Source organism: Vibrio sp. SCSIO 43086 (genome assembly GCF_051132235.1).
In the GTDB taxonomy this organism is placed as follows: Bacteria; Pseudomonadota; Gammaproteobacteria; order Enterobacterales; family Vibrionaceae; genus Vibrio; species Vibrio diabolicus.
Window position 1 is genome coordinate 3,020,992 of the sequence record NZ_CP072677.1, and the last position, 15,051, is coordinate 3,036,042.

Genomic DNA, 15,051 nt, shown 5'->3' on the forward strand with positions numbered 1-15,051 from the left:
GTTATGCGCGCTGAATTTGTAAACCCGTTTTTAGCTTCTTTAATGAACGTGCTAAAAACCATGGCTTCTCTTGAGCTGAAGCCACAAAAACCGCGAATCAAAAAAGATGAGATCGCACGAGGTGACGTTTCTGGTCTGATTGGCATGGTAGGTCCACAAACTCGTGGTTCAATGTCGATTACCTTTGATGAAGCGCTAGCTCTAGAAATCATGCAGAACATGCTTGGTGAGCGTCCAAATGGACTCAATGAAGAGGTCACCGATATGGTGGGTGAGATCACCAACATGGTTACTGGTGGTGCGAAACGCATTCTGGCGGAAAGTGGTTTTGATTTTGATATGGCAACACCGGTAGTGGTTTCTGGCCGAGGCCATACGATTCGCCACAAGTGTGAGGGCTCAATCATCATCATGCCTTTCTCTTCCCAATGGGGAAATGCCTTTATCGAAATTTGCTTCGAATAAAAGAGAAAAAATAGGTTGGCACTGGCCAACCTATTTTGTTTTTGCCTCAGGCAATAAAAAAGGTCAGCATTTGCTGACCTTTTCTTTATCTATTCAAACCAAACATTAAGCTTTGAACGCTTTAAATGCGTTGATTAGACCATTTGTTGAGCTGTCATGCGAGCTGATTTGAGACTCGTCTGCAAGCTCAGGTAGGATTTGGTTAGCCAGTTGTTTACCTAGTTCCACGCCCCATTGGTCAAAGCTGAAGATATTCCAGATAACACCTTGTACGAAAATTTTGTGTTCGTACATTGCGATCAAGTTACCTAGCGTACGAGGCGTGATTTGCTTCACTAGGATAGAGTTTGTTGGACGGTTACCTTCAAACACTTTGAATGGCGCGATCGCTGCCACTTCTTCAGCGTTCTTACCTGCTTTCACCAACTCTTCTTTCACTGTTTCTTCACTCTTACCAAACGCTAGTGCTTCAGTTTGCGCAAAGAAGTTGGACATCAGTTTTTGGTGATGATCGCTAGCTGGGTTGTGGCTGATTGCAGGTGCAATGAAGTCACATGGGATCAGCTTAGTGCCTTGGTGAATCAGTTGGTAGAACGCGTGCTGACCGTTGGTACCTGGTTCACCCCAAATAATAGGGCCCGTTTGGTAAGTCACAGCATTGCCTTCACGGTCAACGTATTTACCGTTTGATTCCATGTTACCTTGCTGGAAGTATGCCGCGAAACGGTGCATGTACTGATCGTAAGGTAAGATAGCTTCTGATTCCGCACCGTGGAAGTTGTTGTACCAAATACCGATAAGCGCAAGGATCACAGGGATGTTGCTTTCTAGGTCTGTTGATACGAAGTGCTTGTCCATCTCGTGAGCACCTTCAAGCAGCTCAACGAAGTTGTCGTAACCTACCGCTAATGCGATTGATAAACCGATTGCAGACCATAGTGAGTAACGGCCACCAACCCAGTCCCAGAATTCGAACATGTTCGCGGTATCGATACCGAATTCAGACACGGCTGTCGCGTTCGTTGAAAGCGCAGCAAAGTGCTTAGCCACGTGAGCTTGATCACCCGCAGACTCTAGGAACCAATCACGTGCTGTGTGCGCGTTAGTCATGGTTTCTTGCGTTGTGAACGTCTTAGACGCGATCAAGAATAACGTCGTTTCTGGGTTAACTTTCTTCAACGTTTCAACGATGTGCGTACCATCAACGTTAGATACGAAGTGAAGGTTTAGATGATTTTTGTACGGTGCTAGAGCTTCCGTCACCATGTAAGGGCCAAGGTCAGAACCACCGATACCGATGTTCACGATATCTGTAATTGCTTTACCTGTGTAACCTTTCCACTCACCGCCGATAACGCGTTCAGTGAATGATTTCATTTTTTCTAGAACCGCGTTCACTGCTGGCATTACGTCTTCGCCGTCTACCATTACTGGTGTATTCGCGCGGTTACGTAGTGCAGTGTGAAGAACAGCGCGACCTTCTGTTTGGTTGATCGCTTCGCCACTGAACATCGCTTCAATTGCAGATTTCAGCTCAGTCTCGTTCGCAAGAGCGAACAGGTGCTTCAGAGTTTCCTCATTGATGAGGTTCTTTGAGTAATCGACTAGGATGTCTGAGCCGAAACGTGCAGAGTATTTGTCGAAACGCGCTGCGTCTTGAGCAAATAACTCTTTAAGATCCATATCTTGTGCAGATTCGAAATGTGCAGTTAGCGCTTTCCAAGCTTGTGTTTGCGTTGGATTGATATTTTTCAACATGGTCTTTATCCCGATGTTACAGTAGGTTCCATTCCTTACAGTCTAGCGAAAACTGTGGAATCCCCGATTTAGCAAATAGAATATTAATTAGATGTTTGGGCGAATTGCCACAAAACAAGTCTTTGTAATTTTTTTTCAGGTGCCAATTATGACTGAGAGTATTTACACTCACATTGAGTTAGGTCACGTTCCCTGCCCTGAAAATGAACAATTCATTTACGATGACAAGAATCATATCACTTACTAATGACAGGCTCTAATTGGAATAGGATAGACGCCAATTTATAAATTTCCAAAGGAACACGTATGTGGGCACAAAAAACACTGCAATTAAAAGCGAGAAGCCGCGGTTTTCACCTAATAACTGATGAAATTGAACAACAATTACCACAAATAAACGAGCTTTCAGTAGGTTTATTACACCTATTTATTCAGCATACCTCCGCCAGTTTGACCTTAAATGAGAATGCTGATCCAACCGTGCGTATGGACATGGAAGCGCATTTCAACAAGTTTGTACCAGAGCGTGCTCCTTATTATCAGCACACCTATGAAGGTGATGACGACATGCCAGCACACATTAAAGCATCCCTACTTGGCAGTAGTGTGACGATACCAATCCAAAATGGTCGATTAGCTTTAGGAACATGGCAGGGCATTTACTTGGGTGAGCACCGAGACTTTGGCGGCGGCCGCCGCGTTATTGCTACGATTAACGGTGAGTAGATAAAACAAAGGCTAACCTTAGGTTAGCCTTTCGCTGTTTATTTTGAGTACTCCATCTCGACGCGAGGCGTTAGCTTAGTCACGAGTTCATACGCAATGGTACCAATGTGACCCGCCACTTCTTCTACTGGGAGCTCTTTCCCCCAAAGAATCGCTTCGTCGCTGACTTTATCCGTTGCATCTGGTCCCAAATCGACCGTCAGCATATCCATAGAAACTCGACCTGCGATAGGTACTTTACGACCATTTACCCACACCGGAGTGCCGTTCGGGGCACTTCTTGGGTAACCGTCGCCATACCCTACTGCGATGACACCGACTTTTGTATCTCGCTTACTGGTCCACATACCGCCGTAGCCAACACTTTCGCCCTTCTTAACTTCACGTACCGCAATAAGATGGGATTTAAGTGTCATCACGGGTTGATACCCCAGATCTTGTGCGGTCTTGTCATCAAATGGCGATACACCATACATGATGATGCCCGGACGAACCCAATCCAAATGGCTTTGAGGCCATGCCAACAACCCCGCAGATGCCGCAAGTGAACGCTCCCCCTGACAACCAGAGGTCAACGACTTAAACAGCTCAATCTGTTGGGGAGTGATATGGCTATCCAGCTCATCTGCACAGCCAAAGTGACTCATGTAACGTAACGGCTTGGCTACGTTTGGACACTCTTTCAACCGCGTGACAAACTCATCATATTGCTCAGGGCGAACGCCAAGACGGTGCATCCCACTGTCAATCTTAAGCCACACGACAACCGGAGTTTCAAGGTCGGCTTGCTCCAAAGCGATAAGCTGCTCTTCACAATGCACCACGGTTTGGATGTTGTTCGTCACAAGAACAGGTAAGTCACCTGGAGAGTAAAAACCTTCTAGCAATAGAATCGGCTTTACCACGCCACAAGCGCGCAGTTGCAACGCTTCTTCAATGCGCGCAACACCAAAGGCATCCGCATGGTTGGCATGTTTTGCAACGTGACGTAATCCGTGACCATAGCCATTAGCCTTCACTACAGCCATCACTTTACTTTGGGGCGCTTGCGCTTTCACGCGCTGTAAGTTGTGCTGCAACGCAGACAAATCAATGCACGCCTTGGCCGCTTTCATATAGCTCATGGGGTTACTCATCATCAATATCGAATGCAGGACCCGCGTAGTTGTCAAAGCGCGAGTGTTGACCTTGGAAGGTGAGACGCACAGAGCCGATAGGGCCGTTACGTTGCTTACCAATGATGATTTCTGCCGTACCTTTGTATGGGCTATCTGGGTGATATACCTCGTCACGGTAGATGAACATGATCAAGTCGGCATCCTGCTCGATAGAGCCCGACTCACGCAAGTCCGAGTTTACTGGGCGTTTATCTGAACGTTGCTCTAGGGAACGGTTAAGCTGAGACAGCGCCACGACGGGCACATTCAGCTCTTTTGCCAGCGCTTTCAGAGAGCGCGAAATCTCCGCGATTTCCAGCGTACGGTTATCAGAGAGTGCAGGCACGCGCATAAGCTGAAGGTAGTCGACCATGATCATCGACAGACCGCCATGTTCACGTGCGATACGGCGAGCGCGTGAACGCACTTCGGTCGGAGTTAGACCGGAGCTGTCATCAATGTACATGTTTTTCTTCTGCATCAAGATACCCATAGTAGAAGAAATACGCGCCCAGTCTTCGTCATCCAGCTGACCCGTACGGATCTTGGTTTGGTCAACGCGAGACAAAGAGGCCAACATACGCATCATCAACTGCTCGGCTGGCATCTCTAGCGAGAAAATAAGCACAGGCTTCTCTTGTTGCATGGCCGCATTTTCACACAAGTTCATCGCAAAGGTCGTTTTACCCATCGATGGACGCGCCGCGACAATCACCAAATCAGAACCTTGCAAACCTGCGGTTTTCTTATTGAGGTCAGTGAAACCTGTGTCGACACCCGTTACACCATCTTGCGGCGTTTTATATAACAACTCGATACGTTCTAACGTCTTTTCGAGGATGTTATCAACATTTTGTGGCCCTTCGTTTTCACTGGTTCGTGACTCAGCGATGGCGAAAACTTTACTCTCCGCCATATCAATCAGATCTTCCGAACTTCGACCTTGAGGATCGTAACCCGCATCCGCAATCTCATTCGCGACACCGATCAAACCACGGACAATCGCACGTTCGGCAACAATATCAGCGTACGCATTAATGTTAGCGGCGCTTGGCGTGTTTTTCGCCAAATCTGCAAGGTAAGCAAAACCGCCCACATCTTCTAATTGCTCGTGACGCTCCAGGTATTCCGATAAAGTAATAAGATCGAGAGGCTTGCCCGCTTCAAGAATGGTTTTTACACCTTCAAAAATTAGGCGATGCGGACGACTATAGAAATCACTGCTTACAACACGTTCGGCAACGGTGTCCCAACGTTCATTGTCCAGTAAAAGACCACCAATTACTGATTGCTCGGCTTCTAGTGAGTGAGGTGGCACTTTGATTGCGTCGACCTGACTGTCTGAAGGTTTGCGATTTCTGTTTTCCGCCATGACTTTGCTCGATAACTACTATTGACCCACGATTATAACCTTAACCTAACTGAGATGCTTCCCCGAAGCGACAATTACTTGTTAAGAAATCAACATGCGAACCGCACAAGTAATAGCCAGGTTCTTCCGCCCAGCTCTAATAAAAATTAACCTACCATTGACCCAACAAAATATCTGTATCAGTATCATGCCCCTCCTTTTTAATTACGTTCGAGGTTGATGTGTCCCGATACTGGTTACTTAGCTTTAGCTTACTATGCGCTAGTGCATCGTATGCTGACGAATCAGTACAGCCAGAGCAAAATATTGATGTGCCCGACCCATTAAAAACCGAGGTGGAGTTCGGCTATCAAGCTCACACAGGTAACACGGACTCTCGTTCCCTGAATGCTCGTTTGAGTGCTGAATATACGTCAGGTCGACACCGTTCTAATGGTGAATGGAAGTACTACAACTTGTACAAAGACGGTGAAGAAGACAAACGCTCATCCACCTACGCCCTGCAGAGTGACTACAAGTTAGGTCCTAAAACGTATTTGTATGGCAGCTTTAAAGGGGTGGATTCTCGTTACAGTGCCTATTTTAAAGACTACACCTTATCAGGCGGTTTGGGTTACCAGTTTTCCTACACTGAAAACTTCATTTTAGAGGTAGAAGTCGGTCCTGGTTTTCGTTATCAAGAACCAAATTTAGATGAGATAGATGATGACGACATTGTCTTTCCCGATATCGTTCGAGAAGGCATTTTTCGAGGGAATATCAATACGACTTGGCACGCACTAGATAATTTGAGTTTCGCGGCTGATATTACGTTGGTAACAGGTAAAAGTAACACTCGGGCCGATAGTGAGCTCAGCGTGACCAATGATATTACTGAAGATATCGCACTAAAACTGGCACACTCTCGTCAGTATCACGATAAAGTGCCTGAAGGCTTAAGCAAAGCGGATAGCGTATTTTCCGTTAATTTACTCTTCGCTTTTTAACCCGTTTTTTTCCCAGTTTTAGAAATAAAAAAGCACCTCCGAAGAGGTGCTTTTTAGTATTTCGTCTTGATACTGAATTACTCAGCAGCAACAACTTGTAGGTTCACAGTTGCGAAAACTTCAGAGTGAAGTTGAACGCTGATCTCGAACTCACCAGTTGTACGTAGAGCACCTTCAGGAAGGCGAACTTCGCTCTTAGCAACTTCAACGCCTGCAGCTGTGATAGCGTCAGCGATGTCACGAGTACCGATAGAACCGAATAGTTTGCCTTCGTCACCAGCTTTAGAAGCGATAACTACAGCTTCTAGAGCGTTAACTTTCTCTGCGCGAGCTTCTGCAGCAGCTAGTTGCTCAGCAACTTTAGCTTCTAGTTCAGCACGACGAGCTTCAAACATTTCAACGTTAGCTTTAGTTGCCATAACTGCTTTACCTTGTGGGATAAGGAAGTTACGAGCGTAGCCAGATTTAACGTTTGCAGTATCGCCAAGACCACCTAGGTTACCAATTTTATCAAGTAGAATAACTTGCATTGCTTAATCCTCTTTCTTAATAAAATGAACCGATTACTGATGCTTGTCAGTGTACGGTAGTAGAGCTAGGTAGCGTGAACGCTTGATAGCACGTGCTAGTTGACGCTGGTACTTAGCGCTTGTACCAGTGATACGGCTAGGTACGATTTTACCAGCTTCAGTGATGTAGTTTTTAAGAGTTGCTACGTCTTTGTAATCAATCTCTTGTACGCCTTCTGCAGTGAAACGGCAGAATTTACGACGACGGAAGAAACGAGCCATGGGCTATCTCCTGATCTTAAATTTGAGTAATGTTGTCGGCGTGTAACACTAATTTTCCCACGCCATTTCGGCCGGTTTGATAAGTGACAAAACCACTTACCTTAATGTTACTGCCTTGAACTAAATTCTGAGTTAGTGCTTGTGACCCAAGCCCGCTGACGACTACCGGCATACGACAATAAACTTGTCGAGGTAAGTCAGCTTCGATAATAGTAGAGCGATGCTCCAGCCAAAACCGACAGTGTTCAATGCCACCAGGGCTTTTACTACGAATGGGCGGTTTGGCAATGGTGCCGCTCAGCTCCATTCGATTGGCCATAAGAAAACTTACTCAGCAGCTTCTGACTTAGCTTCAGGCTTAGCTTCAGAACGCTCTTCACGACGTGGAGCACGCTCTTCTTTTTGCTTAAGCATGATAGATTGCTCAGTGATCGCTGCTTTAGTACGCATGATCATGTTACGTAGAACTGCATCGTTGAAACGGAAAGCAGTTTCTAGCTCATCAATTACAGCTTGGTCAGCTTCAACGTTCATAAGAACGTAGTGAGCTTTGTGAAGCTTGTTGATTGGGTAAGCCAGTTGACGACGGCCCCAGTCTTCTAGACGGTGGATTTTACCGCCAGCTTCAGTGATTGAACCAGTGTAACGCTCGATCATGCCAGCAACTTGCTCGCTTTGATCTGGGTGCACCATGAATACGATTTCGTAATGACGCATTGGTTGCTCCTTACGGATTATTCAGCTTCCACAAATGGCTCAGTCGTCCAGAGGAAGCAAGGAACTAAAGATAATTGACTGAGTTTAAGGAGCACGAATAGTACAGAAAGGGCGCAAAATAGGCAAGTGATTATTTGCTCAACGCAGGGGATATTTTATTTCATCCAACACTAGAAATAACAAAGGCTGCCAATAAAGTGACAGCCTTTAAAATCAGGGCATTATCGCGCGTATATAGGGACTTATTTTACTTCAGCCAGTTCCGTGCGCATTTGGTCGATCACTTGTTTGTAATCTGGCTGACCGAAAATCGCCGAGCCTGCAACAAACATATCTGCGCCCGCTTCTGCGATTTCACGAATGTTGTCAACCTTCACACCGCCATCAATTTCTAAACGGATATCGCGACCAGACTCATCGATCATCTTACGAACTGCACGCAGTTTATCTAGTGTGTGAGGAATGAATGATTGACCACCAAAGCCAGGATTAACCGACATCAGTAGAATCATGTCGACTTTGTCCATGATGAACTCAAGGCTCGCAAGTGGCGTTGCTGGGTTTAGTACCACACCAGCCTGACAGCCGTGCTCTTTAATTAACTGCAGTGTACGGTCTACATGATCGGAAGCTTCCACATGGAATGTAATCATCGACGCACCCGCTTTTGCGAAATCAGGAATAATGCGGTCAACCGGTTTCACCATTAGGTGAACATCGATTGGCGCTGTGATGCCGTAATCGCGTAGTGCTTTACACACAGGTGCACCAAAAGTCAGGTTTGGTACATAGTGGTTATCCATAACGTCGAAATGTACCACATCCGCACCCGCTGCGAGTACTTTCTCGACATCTTCACCGAGACGAGCAAAATCTGCCGATAAAATGGATGGAGCAATAAGAAAATCTTTCATACCTGACCTCAGTAGTAATGAGCAAACAATCTGCGCGCAATTCTACCGAAGCCAGTGGGGAGATCCACTATTTAGATTTAATAGTGTGAGAACTAAGAGCTTGGTTGATCCATCTCAGGGGCATGAAAAAGAGCAAGCAGCTCATCGACTTTATTACGACCACTGCCATTGCGGCTAATGGTGCGCTTTACTTTTACTACATTGAGATCTGCACCGTGATACAACCGACGCGTCAACGTAGTGTCGTGGTTAGAAATCAGAACCGGAATACCACGCTCAGTCGCCGTTCTTTCAGCAATGTCGGCTAATGCAGCCTGATCATCCAACGTGAAACCATTACCTGCGTATGAGGTGAAATTTGCCGTGTTTGAAAGCGGTGCATAAGGAGGATCGCAATACACCACACTCCCCTTACGTGCTCGGCGAAAAGTTTCTGGATAACCTTCACAAACGAACGTGGCTTTCTTGGCTTTTTCGGCAAAAAACTCCAATTCCGCCTCTGGGAAGTAAGGCTTTTTATATGAACCGAACGGAACGTTAAAACCGCCTTTTTTGTTGTAACGGCATAAACCATTAAAACCAAAGCGGTTCATGTACAAAAACGCTAAAGAGCGGTACATCACGTCATCGGTTTTATTAAACTCAGCGCGAATGTGTAAGTAAGCTTCTTTACGGTTATTCTCGGCAACAAACCAACGCTTCGCTTCAGAGATATACTCTTCAGGGCGCTCTTTTAGTAGGTTGTACAGATTGATCAGATCTGGATTGATATCTGCCAGTAGGTAATGGTCATAGTCGGTATTCAGAAACACTGAGCCCGCGCCAACAAAAGGTTCAACTAGCTTTCGAGCCGGCGGTAAATGACGTTGGATGTCTTCAACCAGTCCGTATTTTCCTCCTGCCCATTTAAGAAAGGCTCGTTGCTTTTTCATCTACTGCTCTATCTATCGACCAAAAATTAAGGCTGCGGAATGTAACATATTTTTCAGCGAAGCTCAGGTTTATTTCACGCGATCAATTTCGCGATGAACCTGACGGAGTGATTTTGCCCAAGGACTCACCGACTTAACCGAATCAGGCAAGCTTGCAACGGCATCGCGAGCCATTTGAATTGTCGGATAATCTTGGTATGTGATGATATACCACTCGGTGTCATTGCGAACGGTAGGATAAATTCGTACTTGATTATTCAGCTGATGCTCATCGAGGAAGGCTTGTACATCCTCCATTGACGTCATAGCAGCAAGCTGCAGTGTATAGGCTCTTGGTGATAGTGCTTTTAATTCTTCGCGAGCAAATGAAAACTTAACCACAGGCTGCTTCGCACCGTCTTCTCCTGACCGAGCAGAAGTTTGCGTCATACCTTGATTTGGTTTTACGACTTTAATCAAAGGAGAGTCAGTTTCATCAGCAGTTTCTGCTTTATCAGTACCTACGATATCATCAATCGCTTTTGTGTCTGCTGAATCAGCTTTACCTTCAAGCAATGCATCGACCACATTCGACTCAATCACCACTCTCTGTTGATTGTCATCACTGCCAACGCTCGCCACTTCTTCCGTTACTGCTGGCGGTAATGAATCAGAATCATCAATCGCGCCAGAGCCATCAAGGCCACTGCTAGTGTCATCAGTCACAGATTGTAGTGAAGACTGCGCAGCACTGATTCCTGAATCTTCAAAAGTTGGAATAGCCGTTTGCTCTAAACTACCAGCAATTTGCTGCGCTTTATCATCAGGGCTTGGTTGATTATACATCCACCAATAGCCACCAGCAGCAAGCAACAGTAATGCTAATACCACTAACGCAATATTCAGCGGTGAACCGACAATCGAGCGGATAATGATCCTTTTTTCCACTTTCATCTCTCCTAACGCCATGATGTCACCCGGTACTGGGTCAACTTTTTTAAATGCATCTCGAACCTGCTTCTCCGCCTCATCATCAACATAGCGCGCAACAAGTGATTCAAAGAAACGACGGGCTTCCACTTCGGACAACATATCAATATCAAGCTCAACAGGCTTTATCTCTTGTCCGTAACTGAGACGTGACAGCAATCCTTCTAAGCGCCCAGACTGCGTAAATAATAAGACATTGATGGTCCAATTCGGCTTATGATGCGCCTCTAAAACCAGCATCCAAAGCTCAGAAACGAGCGTCTCACTTAATAAATGCGCATCATCAACCACAATCGCGATATCACAAGGCTCATCACCTAATAGTCTTTCGAGGCTATCAAGTAAAGGCTCTTGCTGATTAAACAATGCGTCCGAAACCAGTTGACTCAAAATAAGGATGCGGCGCTGCACATCATCTTGATTAGAATGACAAAGTAACAAACATTGATTCTTGTTACTGGCACCCACTTCAAGGTATCGCTGCGCTAACCAAGATTTTCCATAACCATCATGACCATTAATCGCAATGAAGTTGGAACCAAAATTAGTCAGCAATCCTAACCTATCAAGCAACTCGATTTGAGAATCTAATTCCAGAACGTGAGCAACACTCATCTAATAACCTTAATACACTACAAGAATGACGCCCAAAGGCGCCATTACAAGGTTAAATATCGCGACCGAAGTCTATCGCCTGTTTGAGTACGTCTTGTGTCGTATCAGCAATGACCTCGGCACTACCAATGCCTGTAGGTAGAACTAATCTTAATTGACCAGAGAGGACTTTTTTATCTCGCATCATATGTTTGAGGAAGTCATCGAAGCTCATACTGTCTGGAGTATGAACAGGCAGTTTGGCACGACGTAAAATCGCAACAATACGCTCAAATTGCTCTGCTGAGATAAGACCGCGCAGATGCGAAGTTTTGGCCGCCATAACCGTGCCAGCAGAAACCGCTTCACCATGCAGCCAATTGCCGTAGCCAAGCTCAGCTTCAATCGCATGACCAAAGGTGTGACCTAAGTTGAGCAGAGCGCGGATGCCCGATTCTTTCTCATCCTGAGCCACCACTTCCGCTTTTATTTCACAGCAACGTGCAATGGCATAAGTTAGCGCTTCTTCATCCAACGCGTACAAGCGTTCAAGGTTTTCTTCCAACCATACAAAAAAGTCTGCATCGTAAATGATGCCGTACTTAATGACTTCTGCAATACCTGCTGCGAATTCACGCTCAGGCAACGTCGATAAACAGTTGGTATCGATGATCACGGCTTTAGGTTGGTAAAACGCACCTATCATGTTCTTACCCAACGGATGGTTAACCGCGGTTTTTCCACCCACCGAAGAATCCACTTGAGATAGTAATGTCGTTGGTATTTGAATAAAGTCGACCCCACGCTGGTAACAGGCAGAAGCAAAACCCACAAGGTCGCCAATAACGCCACCACCTAACGCGATGATCACAACATCACGAGCGTAATTCCCCTCGAGGAGGAAGTTCATCACTTGGTTAAACACATCCAAGTTTTTGTACTGTTCGCCGTCAGGCAATTCTAACAAGGATGCACTACAACCGAGCTGCTCGAGTTGCTTTAAAATTTTGTCAGCATACAAAGGCGCCACTGTGACATTACTGATCACAACAACTTTTTGTTTTGCATTTTTGTTTGAGAGAACTTGAGAGAGGTACGCCGGGTCCTCAAATAACCCGGCGCCAATAGAGATTGGGTAGCTACGCTCAGCTAGGTTGACCGTAATCCGTTCCATCGGTTTGCTCCAATTAAAAAAAAGATAAAAACTTATCTCTCTTCTAGCATTTTTACGATCTGGTTGGCTACCACTTTTGCACTCTGATCGTCAGTGCGAACAGTGTAATCCGCTACTTCTTCATACAGAGGATTACGTTCTTCAGCTAATTGCTCCAATACTTCGCGAGGGTTGTCCGTTTGAAGTAGAGGACGCTTCTTGTCACGGTTTGTGCGCGCAAGTTGCTTTTCAATCGTCGTTTCTAAGTAAACAACAACACCACGTGCCGAAAGACGATTACGGTTTTCTTTGCTCTTAACAGAGCCACCGCCAGTCGCAAGCACGATGCCTTGCTCTTGTGTTAGGTCTTCAAGTACCGCTTCTTCACGCTTGCGGAAGCCTTCTTCACCTTCTACATCAAAAACCCAAGAGATGTCTGCACCAGTGCGTTCTTCGATCACTGTATCGGAGTCAACAAACTCCATATGCAGTTGCTGTGCTAGATGTCTACCAATTGTACTTTTGCCGGCACCCATTGGGCCAACAAGGAAAATATTACGTTTCTCAGCCATGTTTAGCAGTAATTTACAACATTGATTCAATAAGATCGCCACAAGAAAACACAGCTAAATCGCTGTTCTACAAGGCTTGTGGCACCAGTTCCTCACAGATAATTCGTGATAAGACCCGAAATTATCCAAGCATGGTGCCACTATTGCAACTTTATTTTTGATTTAATCAGTTTTTCACGAGGTAGAACTACTGAATCACCACCTTAGGGGTGACGAAAATTAACAGCTCACTTTTGCCAACATTTTCATAACTTCGACGGAAAAGCGCACCTAATAGTGGCAGATCGCCTAACAAAGGCACTTTGTCCACCGAGTTAGTAATGCTGTGCTGGAAAATACCACCAAGAACGACGGTTTCACCGTTATTTACTAACACTTGCGTCCCGATACGCTGAGTATCAATCGCAACGGCTTCACCAGTGCCTGTTTTCACGACTTGTCCAGGTCTATCTTGCGTAACGCTTAAGTCCAACACAAGACGGTTATCCGGTGTAATTTGTGGCGTCACCTTCAAACTCAATACTGCTTTTTTGAACGTTACCGTCGTAGCACCACTTGATGAGGACTCTAGATAAGGTATCTCGGTACCTTGCTCAATATAGGCAGGCTTCTTATTGGTAGTGATCAAACGTGGACTTGAGATAATCTCAGCTTTGGACTCTTGTTGCAGCGCAGAAAGCTCGAGGTCTAACAAGGTGTCTGAGCCTAATTTTGCAACCTGAAAAGCAATGCTGGTCGCGTTTGGACTGGTTGCAGCTAAGTTTACGTTTAGGAAGTCATCGATACCTACTCCATCACCGTCACCACCGTCTTCTCCTTCACCACCACCGTTATATAAACCGATCGTGGCAAGGTTGTTTTCGATAGAGCCACCAACCGTGTTATTGCCATTAATAGAGGTAAAGCCCCAGCGAATTCCCAACTCGTCCATGTTGCCTTCATTGATGGTCACAATACGCGCTTCAATTTGAACCTGCTTCACCGGGATATCCAAAGATTCAATAATTTCTCGAATCACTTCAATGTTTTCAGGTAGCTCACGAATCAATAACGAGTTAGTCCGCTCATCAATGGTCATACTGCCTCGTTCAGACAACATACTGATGTTCCCTTCTCCGTTGATCATCTCTGCAATATCTGATGCTTTAGCGAAGTTTACCTTGATGATTTCAGACGAAAGCTCTCCCATCGTTTGTTCTAGCTGCTGCTTTTCGAGTTGCTGTTTTTCGCGCAGATCAAGCTCATCTGTAGGAGCAACCAGAATCACGTTGCCATCAACACGCTTATCTAACCCCTTAACTTGCAAAATAATATCCAATACTTGCTGCCACGGAACACCATCAAGACGAAGTGTGAGGTTACCTTCTACAGAGTCTGAAACAACCAAGTTGAACTGGTTGTAGTCGGCAATCAGCTGTAACACGTTACGTACAGGAATATCTTGGAAGTTAATCGAAATGAGCTTGCCTTCTTTTTCTAGAATGCTTTTATCCGGGGCTTTCTCATTGGGTTTGATCTTAGCCACTTTGATTTCCAAGAATCGCCCCGTTAAACGGTAATCATGCGTATATTCTTCATTAATGTGCGCAACCAAGCGCGTAGTTGAGGTATCGCGAAACACCTCTACGCTTTCAACCACAGTCGAGAAATCTTTTACGTCTAGGAGATACAGTTGCTCGTCTTTTACCGAAGTATTAAGCAAATCGATACTTAACCCTTCCTGTACGCGTTTGACATCAACAATCGCGGCAGGTGACGCCAGTTCAACGACAATAACGGCGTCTTTATCTTTATTAGTGCGAAAATCGATACTCTTTAAGGCATTAGACGATACTTCTTCTGCTGCCACTAAAGGGGCTAAAAATACAAACAACCATAAGGAGAAGAGCCCAGTTAGTATCCTTGGTGTACGTGTTAATCCTTGTCTCATTTTCATTACTCAATA

General features: G+C 45.5%; 16 protein-coding genes. 3 read left to right on the forward strand and 13 right to left on the reverse strand.

The annotated features are described in order from the left end of the window. Positions 1 to 3: 3 nt before the first annotated feature. Positions 4 to 465 (forward strand): chemotaxis protein CheX, encoded by a 462-nt coding sequence (locus J8Z23_RS14315; RefSeq protein WP_005381269.1) that lies wholly within the window; start codon positions 4 to 6, stop codon positions 463 to 465. Between the two features lie 105 nt (positions 466 to 570). On the opposite strand, the gene pgi is transcribed toward J8Z23_RS14315, so the two are convergent. Beyond that, positions 571 to 2,223: a glucose-6-phosphate isomerase gene (gene pgi / locus J8Z23_RS14320; protein WP_053807699.1), complete on the reverse strand. Its 1,653-nt coding sequence runs from the start codon at positions 2,221 to 2,223 to the stop codon at positions 571 to 573. Between the two features lie 306 nt (positions 2,224 to 2,529). Here pgi and J8Z23_RS14325 point away from each other — a divergent pair, with 306 nt between their 5' ends. Next, a complete protein-coding gene (locus J8Z23_RS14325) occupies positions 2,530 to 2,949 on the forward strand; it encodes a secondary thiamine-phosphate synthase enzyme YjbQ (protein WP_046874640.1) in 420 nt (139 codons plus the stop codon). Between the two features lie 38 nt (positions 2,950 to 2,987). On the opposite strand, the gene alr is transcribed toward J8Z23_RS14325, so the two are convergent. Both alr and J8Z23_RS14335 read right to left on the reverse strand, forming a co-directional pair. Next, positions 2,988 to 4,064 (reverse strand): alanine racemase, encoded by a 1,077-nt coding sequence (alr, locus tag J8Z23_RS14330; protein WP_041853013.1) that lies wholly within the window; start codon positions 4,062 to 4,064, stop codon positions 2,988 to 2,990. A gap of 13 nt (positions 4,065 to 4,077) precedes the next feature. Beyond that, on the reverse strand, positions 4,078 to 5,478 hold the full coding sequence (locus J8Z23_RS14335) for a replicative DNA helicase (protein WP_005395704.1): 1,401 nt from the start codon (positions 5,476 to 5,478) through the stop codon (positions 4,078 to 4,080). A 221-nt stretch (positions 5,479 to 5,699) separates the two neighbouring features. On the opposite strand from J8Z23_RS14335, the gene J8Z23_RS14340 reads away from it, so the two are divergent. Next, a complete protein-coding gene (locus J8Z23_RS14340; RefSeq protein WP_006743223.1) occupies positions 5,700 to 6,464 on the forward strand; it encodes a DUF481 domain-containing protein in 765 nt (254 codons plus the stop codon). 77 nt (positions 6,465 to 6,541) lie between these two features. On the opposite strand, the gene rplI is transcribed toward J8Z23_RS14340, so the two are convergent. The 10 genes from rplI to J8Z23_RS14390 all read right to left on the reverse strand — a co-directional run bounded on the left by rplI (position 6,542) and on the right by J8Z23_RS14390 (position 15,042). Further along, entirely contained in the window at positions 6,542 to 6,994 is a 453-nt protein-coding gene (gene rplI, locus J8Z23_RS14345) for a 50S ribosomal protein L9 (RefSeq protein WP_005381278.1), read from the reverse strand. A 33-nt stretch (positions 6,995 to 7,027) separates the two neighbouring features. Beyond that, positions 7,028 to 7,255 carry a 30S ribosomal protein S18 gene (gene rpsR / locus J8Z23_RS14350; protein ID WP_000090472.1) on the reverse strand — a complete coding sequence of 76 codons (228 nt, stop codon included), beginning with the start codon at positions 7,253 to 7,255 and terminating at the stop codon, positions 7,028 to 7,030. Positions 7,256 to 7,271: 16 nt separating this feature from the next. Further along, the gene (priB, locus tag J8Z23_RS14355; RefSeq protein WP_005381298.1) at positions 7,272 to 7,574 is read right to left on the reverse strand and encodes a primosomal replication protein N; all 303 of its coding nucleotides are present in this window, start codon (positions 7,572 to 7,574) and stop codon (positions 7,272 to 7,274) included. A gap of 8 nt (positions 7,575 to 7,582) precedes the next feature. Further along, on the reverse strand, positions 7,583 to 7,972 hold the full coding sequence (gene rpsF / locus J8Z23_RS14360; protein ID WP_005381299.1) for a 30S ribosomal protein S6: 390 nt from the start codon (positions 7,970 to 7,972) through the stop codon (positions 7,583 to 7,585). A gap of 242 nt (positions 7,973 to 8,214) precedes the next feature. Continuing rightward, complete coding sequence (gene rpe / locus J8Z23_RS14365) at positions 8,215 to 8,886, reverse strand: ribulose-phosphate 3-epimerase (RefSeq protein WP_005395709.1); 672 nt, start codon at positions 8,884 to 8,886, stop codon at positions 8,215 to 8,217. A gap of 92 nt (positions 8,887 to 8,978) precedes the next feature. Continuing rightward, positions 8,979 to 9,818, reverse strand: coding sequence for a Dam family site-specific DNA-(adenine-N6)-methyltransferase (locus J8Z23_RS14370; protein WP_005395710.1), 840 nt, complete (start codon positions 9,816 to 9,818; stop codon positions 8,979 to 8,981). Positions 9,819 to 9,887: 69 nt separating this feature from the next. Further along, positions 9,888 to 11,402, reverse strand: a complete 1,515-nt coding sequence (locus J8Z23_RS14375) for an AAA family ATPase (protein ID WP_434634029.1) — start codon at positions 11,400 to 11,402, stop codon at positions 9,888 to 9,890. A 52-nt stretch (positions 11,403 to 11,454) separates the two neighbouring features. Continuing rightward, on the reverse strand, positions 11,455 to 12,555 hold the full coding sequence (aroB, locus tag J8Z23_RS14380) for a 3-dehydroquinate synthase (protein WP_114324102.1): 1,101 nt from the start codon (positions 12,553 to 12,555) through the stop codon (positions 11,455 to 11,457). Positions 12,556 to 12,587: 32 nt separating this feature from the next. Beyond that, the gene (aroK, locus tag J8Z23_RS14385) at positions 12,588 to 13,106 is read right to left on the reverse strand and encodes a shikimate kinase AroK (RefSeq protein ID WP_005381319.1); all 519 of its coding nucleotides are present in this window, start codon (positions 13,104 to 13,106) and stop codon (positions 12,588 to 12,590) included. Between the two features lie 187 nt (positions 13,107 to 13,293). Further along, entirely contained in the window at positions 13,294 to 15,042 is a 1,749-nt protein-coding gene (locus J8Z23_RS14390; RefSeq protein WP_006742777.1) for a type IV pilus secretin PilQ, read from the reverse strand. Positions 15,043 to 15,051: the final 9 nt, after the last annotated feature.